General features: G+C 71.8%; 12 protein-coding genes. 5 read left to right on the top strand and 7 right to left on the bottom strand.

What is annotated here, in order from left to right; translation table 11 throughout:
* From ACXJKG_RS01200 to ACXJKG_RS01210, 3 genes are all read left to right on the top strand, one after another.
* Positions 1-303: hypothetical protein (locus ACXJKG_RS01200; protein WP_456843933.1), on the top strand; the 303-nt coding region annotated here is incomplete at its 5' end.
* A gap of 178 nt (positions 304-481) precedes the next feature.
* Positions 482-1,906 (top strand): type I glutamate--ammonia ligase, encoded by a 1,425-nt coding sequence (gene glnA / locus ACXJKG_RS01205; RefSeq protein ID WP_456843934.1) that lies wholly within the window; start codon positions 482-484, stop codon positions 1,904-1,906.
* Between the two features lie 638 nt (positions 1,907-2,544).
* Positions 2,545-6,750 (top strand): nSTAND1 domain-containing NTPase, encoded by a 4,206-nt coding sequence (locus ACXJKG_RS01210; RefSeq protein WP_456843935.1) that lies wholly within the window; start codon positions 2,545-2,547, stop codon positions 6,748-6,750.
* A 126-nt stretch (positions 6,751-6,876) separates the two neighbouring features.
* Here ACXJKG_RS01210 and ACXJKG_RS01215 read toward each other — a convergent pair whose 3' ends face one another.
* From ACXJKG_RS01215 to ACXJKG_RS01235, 5 genes are all read right to left on the bottom strand, one after another.
* A complete protein-coding gene (locus ACXJKG_RS01215; RefSeq protein WP_456843936.1) occupies positions 6,877-8,400 on the bottom strand; it encodes a Ppx/GppA phosphatase family protein in 1,524 nt (507 codons plus the stop codon).
* Positions 8,387-9,178 carry a hypothetical protein gene (locus ACXJKG_RS01220; RefSeq protein WP_456843937.1) on the bottom strand — a complete coding sequence of 264 codons (792 nt, stop codon included), beginning with the start codon at positions 9,176-9,178 and terminating at the stop codon, positions 8,387-8,389. The genes ACXJKG_RS01215 and ACXJKG_RS01220 overlap by 14 nt, the downstream gene beginning before the upstream one ends.
* 120 nt (positions 9,179-9,298) lie before the next feature.
* Positions 9,299-9,628, bottom strand: coding sequence for a hypothetical protein (locus ACXJKG_RS01225; protein ID WP_456843938.1), 330 nt, complete (start codon positions 9,626-9,628; stop codon positions 9,299-9,301).
* Positions 9,621-10,604 (bottom strand): hypothetical protein, encoded by a 984-nt coding sequence (locus ACXJKG_RS01230; RefSeq protein ID WP_456843939.1) that lies wholly within the window; start codon positions 10,602-10,604, stop codon positions 9,621-9,623. Before ACXJKG_RS01230 ends, ACXJKG_RS01225 begins: the two co-directional genes overlap by 8 nt.
* Before the next feature lie 66 nt (positions 10,605-10,670).
* Positions 10,671-11,234 (bottom strand): YqgE/AlgH family protein, encoded by a 564-nt coding sequence (locus tag ACXJKG_RS01235; RefSeq protein WP_456843940.1) that lies wholly within the window; start codon positions 11,232-11,234, stop codon positions 10,671-10,673.
* A gap of 135 nt (positions 11,235-11,369) precedes the next feature.
* Between ACXJKG_RS01235 and ACXJKG_RS01240 the strand changes: the two genes are divergently transcribed.
* The gene (locus ACXJKG_RS01240; RefSeq protein WP_456843941.1) at positions 11,370-13,226 is read left to right on the top strand and encodes a carboxypeptidase-like regulatory domain-containing protein; all 1,857 of its coding nucleotides are present in this window, start codon (positions 11,370-11,372) and stop codon (positions 13,224-13,226) included.
* A gap of 41 nt (positions 13,227-13,267) precedes the next feature.
* On the opposite strand, the gene ACXJKG_RS01245 is transcribed toward ACXJKG_RS01240, so the two are convergent.
* The gene (locus ACXJKG_RS01245) at positions 13,268-13,813 is read right to left on the bottom strand and encodes an NUDIX domain-containing protein (protein ID WP_456843942.1); all 546 of its coding nucleotides are present in this window, start codon (positions 13,811-13,813) and stop codon (positions 13,268-13,270) included.
* Between the two features lie 162 nt (positions 13,814-13,975).
* Between ACXJKG_RS01245 and ACXJKG_RS01250 the strand changes: the two genes are divergently transcribed.
* Positions 13,976-15,529: a DUF4153 domain-containing protein gene (locus ACXJKG_RS01250; RefSeq protein ID WP_456843943.1), complete on the top strand. Its 1,554-nt coding sequence runs from the start codon at positions 13,976-13,978 to the stop codon at positions 15,527-15,529.
* Between the two features lie 7 nt (positions 15,530-15,536).
* Here the strand turns inward: ACXJKG_RS01250 and ACXJKG_RS01255 are convergent, their stop codons facing one another.
* Positions 15,537-17,270, bottom strand: coding sequence for a hypothetical protein (locus ACXJKG_RS01255; RefSeq protein ID WP_456843944.1), 1,734 nt, complete (start codon positions 17,268-17,270; stop codon positions 15,537-15,539).
* Between the last annotated feature and the right edge of the window lie 24 nt (positions 17,271-17,294).

Below are 17,294 nucleotides of genomic sequence, written 5' to 3' on the forward strand. Positions count from 1 at the left end.
CGGCACCAGACCGACGTCGCCCTGAACATCGGCGCGCTGAAGTCCGTCGGCGTCGACGTCGACATGGCCCCGCTGGACGAGGTCAGCACCCCCGTCGCCGCCCTCCGTGCCGGTCTGACCACGCTGCGAGAGGCTCTGAAGGCCGACGTGGGCCACTCGGCGCTGGCCGAGGCCGAGCACGCCCGCGACGCCCTGCTCCCCGCGATGGCGGAGGTCCGGGCGGCCGCGGACGCCCTCGAGGAGATCGTGGCCGACGAGCTGTGGCCCCTGCCGACCTACCAGGAGATGCTCTTCATCCTCTGACCGTCCTAGGGCCGGGCACCCTGACGAACCGGCGCCCCGGGGGCATAGGGTCCAACAGTCGTCACACGGGGTGCGAGTTCGTAACGCCGTCGAAACACTTGGTACACGGCGGAGAAACGGCCCGCTCGTAACCTCACCTTGCCCGACCCCACGGGTACCACCGACCGAGGAGCAGCGGATGTTCAGCAAGCCAGAGGAAGTCCTGGCGTTCATCAAGAGCGAGGACGTGAAGTTCGTCGACGTCCGGTTCTGTGACCTGCCCGGCACGATGCAGCACTTCAACGTCCCGGCCTACTCGCTGGAGCTGGACTTCTTCACGGACGGCCAGATGTTCGACGGGTCCTCGATCCGCGGGTTCCAGGCGATCCACGAGTCGGACATGAAGCTGATCCCGGACATCAGCACCGCCTACATCGACCCCTTCCGGGTCGAGAAGACGCTGAACATCAACTTCCACATCGTGGACCCGTACACCGACGAGCCCTACAGCCGCGACCCGCGTCAGGTCGCCGCGAAGGCCGAGGCGTACCTCAAGTCGACCGGCATCGCGGACACGGCGTTCTTCGCCCCCGAGGCCGAGTTCTACATCTTCGACGACGTCCGCTTCCACACGAAGCAGAACGAGTCGTTCTACTCGATCGACTCCTTCGAGGCGGCCTGGAACACCGGCCGCGAGGAGGAGGGTGGCAACCTCGGCCACAAGATCCCCTACAAGGGCGGCTACTTCCCCGTCCCGCCGGTCGACGGCTTCTCGGACATCCGCGACCAGATCAGCCTGCAGCTGGACGCCCTCGGCCTCGGTGTCGAGCGCGCCCACCACGAGGTCGGCACCGCCGGCCAGCAGGAGATCAACTACCGCTTCGACAAGCTCGCCATCTCGGGCGACAAGGTCATGCTCTTCAAGTACGTCGTGAAGAACGTGGCGCACGAGAACGGCAAGACGGCGACCTTCATGCCGAAGCCGCTCTTCGGCGACAACGGCTCGGGCATGCACGTCCACCAGTCCCTCTGGAAGGACGGCGAGCCGCTGTTCTTCGACGAGAAGGGCTACGGCGGCCTGTCCGACCTGGCGCGCTGGTACATCGGCGGCCTGCTCAAGCACGCGCCCTCGCTGCTGGCGTTCACCAACCCGACGGTGAACTCGTACCACCGCCTGGTCCCCGGCTTCGAGGCCCCGGTCAACCTGGTCTACTCGGCCCGCAACCGCTCCGCGTGCATCCGCATCCCGGTCACCGGTTCGAACCCGAAGGCCAAGCGCATCGAGTTCCGCGTGCCGGACCCGTCGTCGAACCCCTACCTGGCGTTCGCGGCCATGCTCATGGCCGGCATCGACGGCATCCAGAACCGGATCGAGCCGCCGGACCCGGTGGACAAGGACCTCTACGAGCTGCCCCCCGAGGAGCACGCCCTCATCCAGCAGGTCCCGGGCTCGCTCGGCGAGGTGCTGGACAGCCTCGAGGCCGACCACGACTTCCTCACGGCCGGCAACGTCTTCACGCCCGACCTGATCTCGACGTGGATCGACTACAAGCGCAACGCCGAGGTCGACCCGATCCGCCTGCGCCCGCACCCGCACGAGTTCGAGCTCTACTACGACGTCTGAGTTGTCCGCTCTCCCCTAGCGAGAAAAGCCGCTGGTCGCTGCTCCGACCAGCGGCTTTTCTGTGCTCTGAGCAGTTCCCTCGCTCTCAAATCTCCGGCGGAGCGAGAGCGGAGCGGAAGACGCTCCCCCAGACGCGGAGTACCCCTGCCACCACGGGACCGGGACCCGCCTGGCGCGCGGACCGGGCGGACGTCGGGGCCTGAGGACGATCAGGCCGGACGATGCGCTCCAGCCATGCATCACGCTCGACGATCGCCCGGATGGCCGGGCAAGGACAGCCCAGCCACCCCCTGCGATGGCTGGGCCGGCGCTCGTGCGGCGACAGCGATCAGACCGCGCAGAGGAACCGTGAGCAGCGGGTCGATGGGCGCTCGGGCGAGTGCACCTGGCTGACGGTGGGCGGGCCCGCCGGCGACGAATGGGACTGGGCGGTGCTGCAGGCGCTGAGCCCAGCCGTGAACACGAGTGCGACGAGGAAACTGATGCCCTTCTTCATGATGCCCTCCGAGGTGGTCGGCGCCGCCGAGTACGGCGCTGGTGACCGTTGTCGTCCTCGCCGGTAACACGGCGCCGGGCAGCGGTAACACGGCGGTATCGCGGCCGTTGACCGGCCGGAACCCAGGGCGGACAGTCGGACGGTGGGCATCCAGGTGCTCGGTCCCCTCGCCGTCGGCGGCTCCGACGGCTACGGCCTGCGCGATCGCGTGGTCCTCGAGGTCCTGGTGGTCCGGGCCAACGCAGCGGTCGACACGGAGGTCCTCGCGGACGCTCTCTGGGCGCAGGCTCCGCCGGTCACCTGGCCGAAGGTCGTCCAGGGGTGCATCAGCAGGCTGCGGAAGCAGCTCGGCCCGGACGCGATCGAGACCACCGCCTACGGCGCCTACGTGCTGCGCGTGCACGAGGACCAGATCGACAGCCGGCGGTTCGAGCGCCTGCTGGGCCGGGCGCGCGACCATCTCGCCGACGGGGACCCGGACCGGGCGTCCTACGTGCTCGACGAGGCGCTGTCGCTGTGGCGGGGCCGGGCCCTGGCCGACCTCGACGAGTGGGAGCCCGGCCGCACCGAGGCGGAGCGGCTCGACGGCCTGCGGATGGAAGGCCAGGAGCTGCGGGTCGAGGCCGAGATCGCCGCCGGTCGCGCACGGGCAAGGCTGGACGACGCGCGGGCGCTGGTCAGAGAGGCGCCATTCCGTGAGCGACGGTGGGCGCTGTTCGCCCGGGCGCTCTACCAGTCGGGACGACAGACCGAGGCCTTGGACGTGCTGGGTCGAGCCAAGCGGATGCTGCGCGAGGAACTCGGGCTGGACCCCGGGACGGAGCTGCTGACCCTCGAGGCCGCAATCCTGAGACAAGACCCGGACCTGGATGGTGCGGAGTCGCTGACCACGAGCCTCGTCTGCCCATACCGAGGGCTGCTGCCCTACGAGAGCGAGGACGCGGAGACGTTCTTCGGCCGAGAGGTAGACGTGGAGTCGTGCCTGTCCCGGCTGCGTGAACGCGGGGTGCTCGCGGTGGTCGGTCCGTCGGGGACGGGCAAGTCATCCCTGGTCCGTGCCGGTGTCGTCGCCGGCCTCCGAGCCGAGGGTGTGGCGGTCGTCGTGACGACTCCGGGGAGCCGGCCGCTCGACTCCCTCGCGGCCCTGGCGGCTCGGCCACCGTTCCCGGTGCTCGTTGTCGACCAGGCCGAAGAAGCGGTGACCCTGTGCACTGAGGCGACCGAGCGGACGGCGTACCTCGACCGTCTCGCGGCGTACGACGCTCCGGTGGTACTCGCCCTGCGCGCGGACCGGCTGGGCGAGCTCTCGACGCATCTGGGGTTCGCCCGGCTCGTCGAGAAGGGTCTGTACCTGCTCTCTCCGATGAGCGAGACCAACCTCAGAGCCGCGATCGAGGGTCCGGCCCGGCAGGCGGGGCTGCGCCTCGAGCCCGGACTCGTCGACCTGCTTGCGCGCGAGGTGGAGGGCGAGCCGGGCGCGCTGCCGATCCTGTCGCACGTCCTGCGGCAGACCTGGGAGCGCCGGGAAGGGCCGACGCTCACGGTCGAGGGCTACCGCGCCACCGGCGGTATCCGGGACGCCGTCGCCCAGTCAGCGGAGAACCTCTACAACGGGTTCGACGAGCACCAGCAGGCCCAGGTCCGGGGAATGTTCCTGCGTCTCGTCGCACCCAGCAGCAACGACGGCGCGCCGATCCGCGCCCGCGTGCCTCGGGACAGGCTGGCGCTCGACGCGTCTCACGAGCGGCTCATCGACCTCCTGGCTGCAGCCCGCCTGGTCAGCAGCGACGAGGGTGATGTCCAGATCGCCCACGAGGCTCTCGCGCGGGAGTGGCCGCGACTGCGCGGCTGGCTGGAGGACGACATCGAGGGCCAGCGCGTCTTCCGCCACCTCACGGGTGCCGCCGAGGCGTGGGACGTCATGGAACGCCCCGACAGCGAGCTCTACCGGGGCGTCCGGCTGGCCGCCGCCACCGAGTGGGCCGACCGGCACCACGGGGAGCTGACGGAGACCGAGCAGTCGTTCCTGGACGCGTCAGGGAGGAACGCCGAGCGAGAGCTCCGGGCGAAGGCACGCAGCAACCGTCGGCTGCGGCTCGCGCTCGCGGGCGTCGCCACGTTGCTGGTCGTCGCGCTCGTCGCCGGAATCACTGCACTCGGTGCGGCCCGCCGGTCCGACGACCAGGCTCGGATCGCCGACTCGCGCCGACTCTCGGCCGAGGCCCTGACCACGACCGAACCCGATCTCGCCGCGCTGCTCGGCGTGCAGGCCGTGCGGCTCGACGACTCCGTCGCGGCACGCTCGGCGCTCCACGACATTCTCGAGCGGACCGGTGACCTGGTCGCCGTCACCCGCGGAGCCGGCAAATACCTGGACGTCAGCCCCGACGGGCGGACCGTAGCCGTGACCAGCGCATTCGGTACCGGCGACGGGGGTCAGACGACCTTCGACGCGCAGGACCTGACGAGAACGGGCGGACGGCCGGACCTGCGCACGTTGTCCCTCACGTACTCACCGGACGGCGCGAGCCTCGCCGTTGCGGTCGTCGACCCGGACCCGTCGGGGACCGACGTCGACCTGCCCGACCCGCACCCCGTCCGCATCCTCGACGCGCGGACGCTCGAAGAGAAGGAGACCCTGGGCGGCTTCCCCGAGGGCGCCTGGGTCGATTGGGATGCCCTGGTCTTCAGCGCGGACGGTTCACGGATCGCGGCCGTGACCTGGCGTGACAACTGGACCGACGAGGCCGTGGTCTGGGACGTCGCCCGGCCCGCCGAACCGGTCCTGCGCATCGCCATGCCGCAGATCTACGGCCGCGTCCTGCTCAGCCCGGACGGGCGGACCGTCTACGTCATCCAGAGGTACGGCACGGACAGTCTTCGCGCGTTCGACGTCGACTCCGGCAGGCTGCTGCTGGCCAGAACCCCCGAGTACCGGGGCGAACGGGAGGCGATCATCGCCCTGAGCCCCGACGGCTCGACGCTGGTCCACTCCGACGCCGACGGGGTGGTGGTCCTCGACGCCGCGACGTTCGAGCCGCGGTTCACCCTCGTCGGCGAGTCCGAGGGGGTCAACGCGCTCGAGTTCGGTCCGGACGGCAACCGGCTCGCGGCGGGCTACACCGACGGGAAGATCGTCGTCTGGGACCTCCCGACCCGTGGTCAGGCGCACGACTTCCTGGGGCACACCAAAGAGGTGACGGACCTCGCCTTCAGCCCCGACGGGGGCACCCTGTACTCCGTCGCACCGGACCAGATGCTCCTCGCGTGGGACCTGGACGGGACAGGCGGGTTCCCGGGGTGGCGTTCGTTCCCGACAGAGCCAGAGGGGATCGACCTCGCGCGCAGCATCCCGTCGCCGGACGGGGCAAAGGTCATGTACCAGTCGTACGGCAACGGCCTGGAGGGCCAGTCGATCCAGTTTCGCGACCTGGCCACGGGGGACCTCACCCCGCTCACCGAGGTGAGCTCCGTGGGGCCGGCCCTGTTCGCGTGGAGCCCCGACTCGAGCATGTTGCTGTCCGCGGACACCGACCCTGAGACGGGTACGCCCTGGCTGGAGCTGTGGGACCCCGAGACGGGAACGTCGATCCGGCGCAACGACCACGCGCCTGGAAACGCCGTGACCTTCACGCCCGACGGGCAGAAGATCGTCGCGATGAGCGTCGAATCCGTCTGGATGATCGATCCGACGACGCTCGAGGTAGATAAGCAGCCCGTCGCGCTGCCGGCGCTGAACGCCGAGGAGTGGGATGTCCCGGCGCTCAGTCCCGACGGCCGCACCTTGCTGGCGCGTCGATGGAGCGTCAACAAGACGCTCGCGGTGGTGGACCTCGCGACGGGTTCGACCCGCGACGTCCTGCTCGACGGCTACGCCGACACGGTGGCCTTCTCCCCCGACGGCACCAGGCTCGTCGTCTACTACGGCCTCGAGAGCCTGTGGGCCGTGATCGACGTCGCGGCCCTCCGCGCAGGACGACTCGAGTACGTCGTCGACAAGACCCGCTTCCCGAACAACCACGTCTGGGAGATGACCTACAGCGCCGACGGCTCGCAGATCATCACGGCCGGCAACGGCGTGGTGGACCTCTGGGACGCGAGCACCCTCGAGCCGCTGGGCAGCCTCACCGCCGGGAGCCCTGACGACGTCGCGATGGCACGACCGATGAAGGACGGGCACACCATCGTCATCGCTCAGCCGCGGGGAAAGGTGCTCACGTGGGACTCCCGGCCGCAGCACGTGATCGACATCGCCTGCCGCCTTGCAGGCCGGAACCTCACGCAGGCCGAGTGGAACCGGTACGTGGTGAACCGCGACTACGAGCCCACATGCCCCCACGTCGAGTAGCGGCCAGTTCGGCAGCCGGAGCCGTGGCCCGAGGGTCCGCCCGCGACCGCCCGGGTCGCCAAGCCCTGCCGACGTTCCAGGGCGCTGCTCCGCGAGATCATCGACCCCCACGCGTGAAGTCCGGCGTCATCTGCTGTTCGCCTCCAGCTCGCCGCGGCCGAACCGTTCGACGATGAGGCCGTGCCGCAGTCCGCGGTCGCTGACCGTCAGACGATCCATGCCGAGCTTGTCCATGACGGTGCGCACGATGCAGGCGCCGGCGAGGATCACCTCGGCGCGCTTGGGCTGCAGCCCGACGATCGACCGGCGTCCCTCGGCGTCCTGGGTCCGGTACAGCTCGATCTGCCGGTCGACCTCGGCGCGCTCGAGGACGGAGCCCTGGACCGCGTCCGCGTCGTACGTCTCGAGGCGCAGCGTGACGGCGGTGAGGTTCGTCATCGCGCCGCCCATGCCCACCAGGACGTCCGGGGTCGGCCGGTCGTCGAGCCGGTCCAGGTCGTCGCCGATCGCGGCCAGCGCCGCCTCGAGCGTCTCGCGGGTGACCTGTCCGTCGAGCCCGAAGCGCTCGGTGTAGCGGGCGGCTCCGACGTCGACGCTGAAGCGCTCGTCGACGGCAGCGCCCTGGCCGAACGTGAACTGGGAGCTGCCCCCGCCGGTGTCGAAGACCACGATCGAGCCGTCGGACGCCCCGAGGCCGGCGAGCGCGGCGACGTAGGCCAGCCGGCTCTCCTCCTCACCGGAGACGACCTCGATGGACACCCCCGTCTCCGCGTGGATGGTCTCCAGGACCTCAGCCCGGTTGCCGGCGATGCGCAGCCCGGCGGTCCCGACGGCAGCGATCTCCCTCACCAGGTACCTGCGGGCCTCCTCGACCATCCCCCGGATGGCCTCAGCCGTCCGTTCGAGCGCCTCGGGCGAGATGCTGCCGGTCTGTGCGAGGCCCGCACCGAGCTGGGTCACCTCGGCGCGGTCGACCAGCGTCTCCCACCCGCCGTCCGCGGCAGGCTGGCCGACGTGGAACTTCACGGAGTTGGTGCCCACGTCGATGGTCGCGTAGCGGGGCGGCTCCCCGTCGAACAGCGCACCCATGCCGCGCGGGTAGCTGGTGTTGACCCGGTTGCCCAGTCCGACGGCTCGGACGGCGGCCACGACCGCGTCGAGATCCTCCGACTCGATCGCGATCGTCCTGGTCGCCCACTCACCGAGCTCGACCTCGGAGAACTCGCCGATGCAGCCCTCGACGGTGTACCGGACGCGCCGCTTGTGGACGGGCACCGCGCGCACGCCCGGGTGGGGGTCCACGACCTCGCGGAGGAGCTCCTCGAGGCTGTACGTCTCGCGCGTCAGCTCGGGCACGGGCTCGCGCAGTGCCGCGAAGACGGCGTCGATGTCGCCGCGGCCGAGCGGGAACGCGGCCTTGAGGACCGGTTCCCACCGTTCCAGGCCGGCGGTGCCGACCTCGCGGAGCAGCTTGATGTCCATGAGCCCGTCGCGCACCTTGACGGTGTCGCCGCCCACCGACAGGAGGTAGAGCTCGTCGCTCTCCTTGCTCCCCGTCGGTGTCAGGCGGGCCAGGTAGTCCTCCGCGGGGCCGAACTGGACGCCGAACGTCCGCCACTCCCACCGCGGGATGATCTCAGTGCTCGACATCGGTCACCGGCTTGGCCTGCAGCTCCGCGGAGAAGAACTCCAGGGCGGTCTTGGTCTTGGTCTGCTGCGCCCCGGTGAGGTCGACGCCCTTGTCGGCGAGGAGCCGCCGCAGCTCGGCGGTGACGCCGAGCGCTTCGCCCGGGAGGCACTTCGTCGACAGCTCGAGGATGCGGGAGCCGTCCGGGTAGAACCACATCTCGGCGACGAGGCTGCGGTGGAACGTCTCCGGCACCACCTTCAGCTTGAGCACGAAGATCGGGCCCAGGACCGCCAGGTCGTCGATCGTCAAACCGTCGGGGGCGTGCTCGGCGAAGAACGCCCGCTGCTCCTTGGAGAACAGCTTGCGCAGCGGCTGCTCGCCCGACACCGCGGAGCGCACCGCCCTCGGCGGAAGCTTGCCCTTCAGCGACGCGGAGCACACGTAGCTGCCCGGCACGATGTCGACCTCGACGTTGAAGTTCGGCGACTTGCGGATCTCCCTGGGGAGGTCGGTGGGCACCACGGGCCGCAGCTTCACGACCGAGTCGTTCCCCCGTCCCTGGATCCGCCGCGCTCGCACCACGACACCTGCCTTGCTGAGCCGGAGATCAGGGGTGTCGAAGAAGTACACGTGGCGGATCTGGGCGTCGAGCGGGTCCAGCCCGAGAGTCGCCGTCGTCGATCGATGGGAGATCTCGGGCACCGTCAGCTTGAGCTCGACACTGTCAGCGCCCTGGATCAGCTCTCGGAGCCGAAGCAGGTCGTCCGACAGCAGTGGCAGGCTCCCCGTCGCAGTCACGTCACTCGCTCTCCGCCCGCGCCGCACGGGGCGCTCCGACACTTCGCAATCTACGCCCGCCGAGAGCCAGAAACAGGTCCTGACGTGGCCCGATACGCCCGTGTCACGCCGGCCCGCCGCTCACCCCTCGGGCGTCGCCCATCCCAGGTCGTCGCAGGTCTCGAGGAACTCCGCCGACGCCTTCTGGCGAGCCTCCGGGTCCCCGGCCGTGGCGGCCTCGAGGGAGCCGATCGCGGCCTCGAGACCGTGCTCGTCGCTCCGACCGGCGTGCTCGCGGGCCGTCGCCACGGCGTCCGGGTACGCGTCGTCCTCCTGGCCGCTGATCACCCACACGAAGACGTCGTGACAGGCGTCGGAGATGTCGGGGTCGGGGCCGCCGGCGCACCCGGTCAGCAGCAGGACGACGGGCACGAGGGCGAGACAGCCGCGGCCGCGGCGGCCGTCACGCACGGGGACGCTCGCCTGCGTCGCGGGAGAACTGCCAGCCTTCCGGAGCCGGGGGCCAGCTCGGGTCGGGCTCCCACCCCGGCGGGGGTGTCCATCCGGGCGGCGGTGGTGGCCACCCCGGCGGCGCCGCGAACACCGGTCGTCGCCGCGGGGTTGCGGCATAGACGACGAGCATCACGAACGATGCCGGCGCGACGAGCACGACCGCCAACGTGGCCAGCGAGGCGGCCTGGACCCAGGTGTCCGACGCCACGCCCGCGACGCCGAGGTTGTTCGGCAGGACCGCGCCGGCCCGGAGCACGACCAGCACGGAGACGGCCAGCGCACCGGCGGCCAGGATCATCGCGCGGGCGCGACGGCGCCGACGGACGTACGTGACGACGGACCAGACGAGCAGCGCCAGGCCCAGCCCGGTCAGCAGCACCGCCATGACCCCGAGCCAGGGTGCGGGCGACATCACGAGCTCGCCGTACGGCGCCGTCGTTCCGTCGGTGATCCCCCACCATGCCCACGTGGACTCGTCCTCCCCACGGGACGGGGTCCACGACGAGGTCAGCGGTACCCGGGGCGAGTCGATGGAGACGTCGACGACGTCCACGCCGTCCGGGCCGTCGGCCAGCAGCCACGTCACGGCATCGCGGGTGTCGAGCGAGACCTGGGGCTGCGGCCCTGGCCGGTACAGGTCCTGCGCGTCCACGACGACGAACGGGTACCCGCCACCGTTGGGGTCGACGCGGACCGTGCGCGACGACGCCGACGGGAACAGGCGTGCGCCGACCTCGTCGCCCCAGGCGCGCAGCTGCGCGTCGCTGCGGACGGTGGTGTCGTCGAGGTACAGCTCCGCCGTACCGGAGCCGTCGGCGTTGACGACGACGTCGAGCTCGGCCCCGTTCGTCTCGCCGGACGGCATGGCGGGGTCGCACGCCGACAGCGCCAGCGCCACGACCGCGGCCAGGGCGGCGGCAACCCATCGCTTCACGCTCGCACTGTGCCAGCCCGCGACCCGTGAGGGCCCCCCGCGCGGACGATGTTGCGATTCTGTGACTCAGTTCAGCGACGCGTCCTCGGCGAACGTCGAGACGATCGCCAGGTCGCCGCCCTGCCGTCGCAGCACCCGCCGCCACAGCTGCTCGGGCTCCGGGGTGAGCAGGTCGTCGGGCAGCGCGTCGAGCAGGTACCACGAGCGCTCGGCGAGCTCGCCCTCGAGCTGGTCGTCGCCCCAGCCCGCGTAGCCGGCGAACACACGGACCCCCACGACGTGCGGCTCGATCTCCTCCGGCGCCGCATCCAGGTCGACCAGCCCGAACGGGCCCGTCAGCGTGTCGACGCCGGGCGAACGGCCGGCACTCCCCGCCAGGACGGCGACCCCCATCGCCGTGTCGGGACCGACGGGTCCGCCGACGAACAGCCGCGCCGGGTCGGTGACGTGAGCGTGCCACTCGGGCAGGACCGCGCCGACGTCCACCGGCGACGGGCGGTTGAGCACGACACCGAGCGCACCGTTGGCGCCGTGGTCGAGCAGCAGGATGACGGTCCGGTGGAAGGCGGGCTCGCGCAACGCAGGGGCGGCGACCAGGAGGTGGCCTCGCAGCTCCGGGCGGTCCGACATGTCCCCATCATCGCCGAGACTTCCCGCAGCGCCCGGGTGATCCGCCCCGCGCCCCGTATCTCCCCCTCGGCGCACCCCTCCTGATGAGCAGGCGGGCACACCGACGTGCCGGCCACTCATCAGGGGGTGGGCACGGTGGCATACGAGATTCGCGGGTCCTTGTGGGGCACGCTGTGTCACGACGTCCGGGAGCCGCTCGCGGGCCTCGAGCTGCGGGCGTACCGGTCGACAGGTGATCGGGCCACGGAGCAGGCGGTCGCGGCCGAGAAGGAGACCTTCCGCGAGGTGGCCGAGGGCGAGCGCACGGGTGCGCCGCTCGCGGTGGCCCGCATCGAGGAGTCGGGGAAGTACGTCCTGACGATCGACGACAAGGAGTACGACGGCGGCGCCCTCGACCTCGACCTGTTCGTCGGCACACCGCCGCGCCCGAGGCACGAGCCGGGCGCGAAGGCCCGACAGCTCGCCGTCACGACGCTCCAGCCGCGGTGGCGGCAGCGGGAGGACGCGTACCTCGCGGTGTGGGAGTACGCGATCCCGAACCGCTTCTGGTGCCACATCCTGGCGCTCTTCGGCATCTGGACCATCAGCGGCCGGATCACCACGTGCGACGACCACACGCCGATCCCGGGCGCGGTCGTCACCGCCTTCGACGCCGACTGGCTGCAGGACGACGCCCTCGGCACGGCCACGACCGACGGGTCCGGCCACTACGTCCTCACCTACCTCGCGTCCGACTTCCGCCGCACGCCATTCTCGCCGTTCATCAACGTCGAGCTGACCGAGGGCCCCGACGTCTACGTCACGGTCACGCTCGGCGGGCAGCCGATCATCACGGAGACCCAGTCGGACGGGCGCAGGACGGGCCGGCAGAACGTCGGGCACTGCTTCTGCCTCGACCTCTGCACGGACAAGGTCATCGGTGACCCGGAGACGACGCCGCACTGGCAGCAGGTCGAGGTGTTCGACATCCACCCCGGGAACGGGCTGCCGGGCTCCACGTTCGACTCTCTCGGCTACGCCGACCCGGCCGGCGGCGCGTACGTCTTCGGCGGCTCCGTGCGGCTGCGCGGCAACTGCCCGCTCACCGACGTCGGCACCGGGCACGCGCTGAAGTACCGGTTCCTCGTCGGCGAGTACACGTGGACGGGCGGCACGGAGGACCCGACCAACCCGCCGACGGTCGCCCCCGCCACGCTCACGCCGGTGACGACGCAGGTCACGGGCACGCACGTCGGCTACCTGTTCTACACGGACGGCAACGGCGCCACGCAGTCCGCCCCGGTCGTCGTCACCGCGGCCGACGTCGCACCCGACGGCTTCGTCACGGTCGACGGCCTGCAGGTGACCGTGCCGATGTACAACCCGCCGGGCTCGACCGCCGTGATCCCCGTCGACCCGTCGCACTTCCTGCGGACGTTCGACCTGCTGAACCTGAACACCGCGGCGTTCACGGCCCTGCACCCGCCGAAGAAGCCGGGCGGGCTGCCGAAGGCCCAGGCCGGCGAGACGCTCCCGGTCAACGAGCGGGAGCCGGTGCGGCGGTACCAGGTGCGGTTCGAGGTCCGCGACGCCAGCAACGACAACCCGCTGTTCGCCGACCAGCTCGACTCGATCATCTTCGACAACTCGGCGGTCGTCGCCACCCTGGACCTCGAGGAGCTCCGCTTCAACGGCTGCAACCCGCTGTCCGGCGCGACGACGATCCACCTGCTGCACACGGTCGACCACGCGCACCTGTCGAGCTTCTCGGTCTCGATCGCCAACAACGGCGGCACGGTGCACGCACCGCCGCAGACACCGTCGGGGGCCTTCACGACGGGGGCCTACTCGTTCCGGGGCGGGGCGTCCGGCCCGCACAACGGCACGAACACGGGCGGCATCCCGATCGACGTCTCCGCCGACCCGGCCTGCGCCTACTCGGTGAACCTCGGGTGGGTCACGCGCCGCTACGGCGACACGGGTCAGTCGCTCCAGCGGCTGTACTGCCACTGACCGCCGGCACGGAGGGCGTCGGGCGACGCCCTCCGTGCCCGTCAGGAGACCCGGCCCAGCGCGATCGCCGCGTACATCAGCGCCGCCACGGTCTCGCCGTCGGTGATCGTCCCGTCGGCCACCAGCCCCAGGACCTCGGACCACGGCACGGTCCGCACGGCGGTGATGCCTTCCTCCGCCTGCTCCGTCGGCTCGTCGGCCGGGCGCAGCACGCGCGCGAGGAAGACGTGCTCGGGGGCGCGGGCGATCCCGTTGAGCGCGAACATCGACCCCAGCCGCTCCCAGCGGGCCGCCACCAGCCCGGTCTCCTCGCGCAGCTCCCGACGCGCCGCGAGCACCGGGTCCTCCCCGTCGGAACCGCCGGCGGGCACCTCGAGCGAGAGCCCGCCGGTCGCGTACCGCGCCACCTCGACGAGCACGACCTCGTCGTCGTCGGTGAGCGGGACGACGAAGACGGCGTCGTGGCGGACCTCGACGACGCCATAGATCCCGGGGGTGCCGTCCGGGCGGTCGACCTGGTCCTCGCGGACGCGGATCCAGGGGTTCTCGTAGACGGTCGTGCTGCTGCGGGTGTGCCACGGGCTCATGGCGACCACCCTGGCAGAGCACCGGTCGCGGCCGCGCCGGGCCGCCTGTGTGCGGGCTGGGCAGCAGTTGTGCGCGGATCGCCGGCCGCTGCACAGAACGTGCACGAGACCCCCGCCGCAAGTCTCTGACGTGCAGGGATGCCGGTCCTTAGCGTGGCGCTCATGAGCGACTCCGGTGCACCGACGCCCCCGTCCACCCCCTCCCGTCCCGCTCTCCTCGGCCCGCCGCCCTCCTGGGTGGCGGGCGGTCCTGTGGCGGTCCTCCGCGAGCCCGGCCGGCTCGCCCGGGTGCTCGTCCCGTTCTGGGCGGAGCGCCGACGACCGATCGCGACCCGCACGATCGCCCTGTGCGCGACGGCCGGGGTGCTCGGCGGAGCGCTGCTCGTCGGTCACCGGCCGGGCCTGGGAGCGGCCCTCGTCGGTCTGCTGGTCTGGGCGGCCGCCGCTCCGGCCCTCGTGCGCCGACGCGACGTCAACGACCTCGCGACGGCCGTGCTGTCGATCGGGCTCTTCGCCGTGGTCGCGTTCCGCGACGCCGGTTGGGTGGTCGTGCTGTGCGCCCTGGTCGCCGCGTGGGCGGGGGCGGTCGCGGTGACGTCGTCGAGGTCGGCCCCGGCGGCCGTGCTCGCCCCGCTCAGCTGGGCCGCCGGGGCCGTCCGCGCGCTGCCGTGGGTGGCCAAGGGCATCGAGACGCGGCTGGGCGAACGCCGCGGGCAGCTGCTGGTGGCGCTGCGCAGCGTGGCGATCACCGTCGGGCTGCTGCTCGTGTTCGGGCTCCTGTTCGCCAGCGCGGACCGCGTCTTCGCCAGCTACCTGCCGCACGTCCAGGCCGACCTGCTCCCCGGCCAGGCCGTCGTCGGCCTCCTGGTCGCGCTCGTCGCGGCGAGCCTGGCGCACCTCGCGATCGCCCCGCCCAGCTGGTCAGACGCACGCCTCCCCGAGAAGGCGCCCGCGCGGCGAGCCGAGTGGCTCCTGCCGGTGGTGGCCCTCGACGCGATGGTGCTGGCGTTCGTCGCCGTGCAGGTGGGTGCGCTGCTCGGTGGGCACCGCCACGTGCTGGAGACGGCCGGCCTCACCTACGCGCAGTACGCCCGCGAGGGCTTCGCGCAGCTGGTCGTCGTCACCGCGCTCACGCTCGTCGTCGTGGCCGTCGCCGCCCGGCGCGCACCCCGGCAGACCCCGCAGGACCGGCTGCTGTCCCGGATCGCCCTCGGGGTGCTCTGCCTGGGCACGCTCGGGGTCGTGGCGTCGGCCCTGCGCCGGATGGACCTGTACGTCGAGGCGTTCGGCCTGACCCGCCTGCGCGTGTTCGTCGCGGTCGTCGAGGTGACGCTCGCGGCGGTGTTCGTGCTGGTGATGGCCGCGGGCGTGCGGTGGCGCGGCCGGTGGCTCCCGCGCGCGGTCGTGCAGGTGGTCGCGGTCGCGATGCTGGGCCTCGCGCTGGTGAACCCCGACGCCCAGATCGTCCGGCACAACACGACCGCGGACCTCGTCAACGGTGTCGACGTCGGCTACCTGGCCGGACTGTCCGCCGACGCCGTGCCGGCGGTCGACCAGATCGAGGGCGATCCCGTCCTGCGCCGGTGCCTGCTCGGCTCGGCCGACGTCACCGCGGCGACCGGCCTGGCCGACTGGAACCTCGGTCGGCAGCGCGCAGCGCAGGTGCTGGCCGACGCGGACGTCAGGCAGACCTTCCCGTGCGGCAGCGGGCAGTGACCCGCCCTCACACCAGGACGGGCGGCTCCTCCTCGACCTCGGCCTCGACCTCGGCGGTGCTGCGCGGACGGGCCGCCAGCGTCGCCAGACCGAGGACCACGAGCGCGATCACGAAGACCGCGATCACGTACGCGGGCGTGAGCATGTCCGCCAGCACGAGCGCGAGGGCGGCCAGCGCGATCACGACGACCCGCACGAGCGTGCGCTGCTCGTCGAGCCAGACGCCCACCGGCCCGGTCGAGATGCCCCGACGGTCGCCCGCGTTGCGCAACCAGCTCGAGGCCTGCGACGACGACGCGCGCAGCTGACGGGCCGCCGTCGTGCCGCCGGCCGCGAACGCGATGATCGCCACGAGCAGGCCCAGGACCAGGCCGACGCGCAGCTCGATGCGCAGCAGCGAGATGACCTGGTCGTAGATGGACACCGCGGTGTCGACCCGTTGCACGGTGGGCGGCAAGGAGTTCGCGTACAGCGAGCGACCGATGGTCAGCGCCGCGCCGAGCAGCACCATCGCCCCGGCCAGCGAGAGGCCGGCGACGACCAGGGCGCGGGACCGGCGCTGCGCCAGGAGCACGCCGGCGCCGAGCAGGGCCAGGGACAGGTACGGCAGGATCCCGCCGACGATGTCGATCAGCCGGTAGGCGTTCTGCAGCCGCACCAGGTCGGCGCTGGACGCGATCGGGAACGTCACCTTGATGTCCGGGATGCGGCTCACCAGCCCGAACCCGGCGTCCTCCAGCGACGTCTTGACCTGGTCGATGATCGGCGTGATGTCGAGGGTGAGCACCCCGCTGTCGCTGATCTTGGCCAGCGCGTCCGGATCCCCGCGCAGCGTCGCGACGATCTGCTCGTGCGCCACCTTGTTCGCCTGCTCCCACGTGTTCGAGAACGCGTCGGAGCTCACGACCTTGGTGACCTGCTTGTGGATGAAGTTGGTGATGGCGTCCTGGAGCGGCGCCTGGAGCGACTGGACGGCGGTCGAGATGAGCGGCGGCAGGTTCAGGTTCGCCACGGCGTCGGTCGCCTGCGTGGTCAGCTCCGGGACGTTCAGCGCGTCGACCACCGCCGTGGTGACCCGGTTGGTCACCGCCGACTGGACCAGCGGGTCGTCGGCGATCGGCGCCACCGTGTTGACGTACCGGTCGGTGTCGACCACGAGGCCCCGCGCCCAGCTGCCGACCACCGCGAGCGGCGCGAGCAGGGCGCCGATGAGGATGAGGATCACCGCACCCGTCGAGCGACCCCACTTGCGGCGGGGGCGCGGTGGCGGCGGCTGCATCACGACGACCTGCGGGGTCGCGGACGCCGAGCGCAGGCGCGCGTTCTCGGTCTCCAGCAGCTGAAGGCGTGCGAGCAGGACCGCCGTCTCGTCGGCGGCCGTCGACGCGGGGACCTCGACGTCCAGGGTGTCGGGGAGCTCCGAGGTGTCGAGCGGGAGCGTGTCGTTCTCCGCCGGGCTCGCCGCGTCGTCGGCGGGGGCCTCGACGGCCGGCGTCGCCTCGTCCGCGGTCGTCTCCTCCGGCGTCGCCTCGTCCGCGGTCGTCTCCTCCGCAGTCGCGTCCTCCGGGGTCGCCTCCGCCGGGGTCGCCTCGTCCGGCGTCACGTACGGCGAGGTCGTGTCGGGGATCTCCGGCGTCTCGTCCGCGGCCTGCGCGTCCGCCGCCCCGGGGTCCGGCGCCGCGACCGGCGGCTCGGCAGGAGCCCGCCGGGGCTTGCGGGGCGACGGATTGTTCTCGACCACGGGATACCCCCATATGTCCGGATT

The sequence above is a fragment of the Cellulomonas sp. P5_C6 genome, from assembly GCF_054049635.1.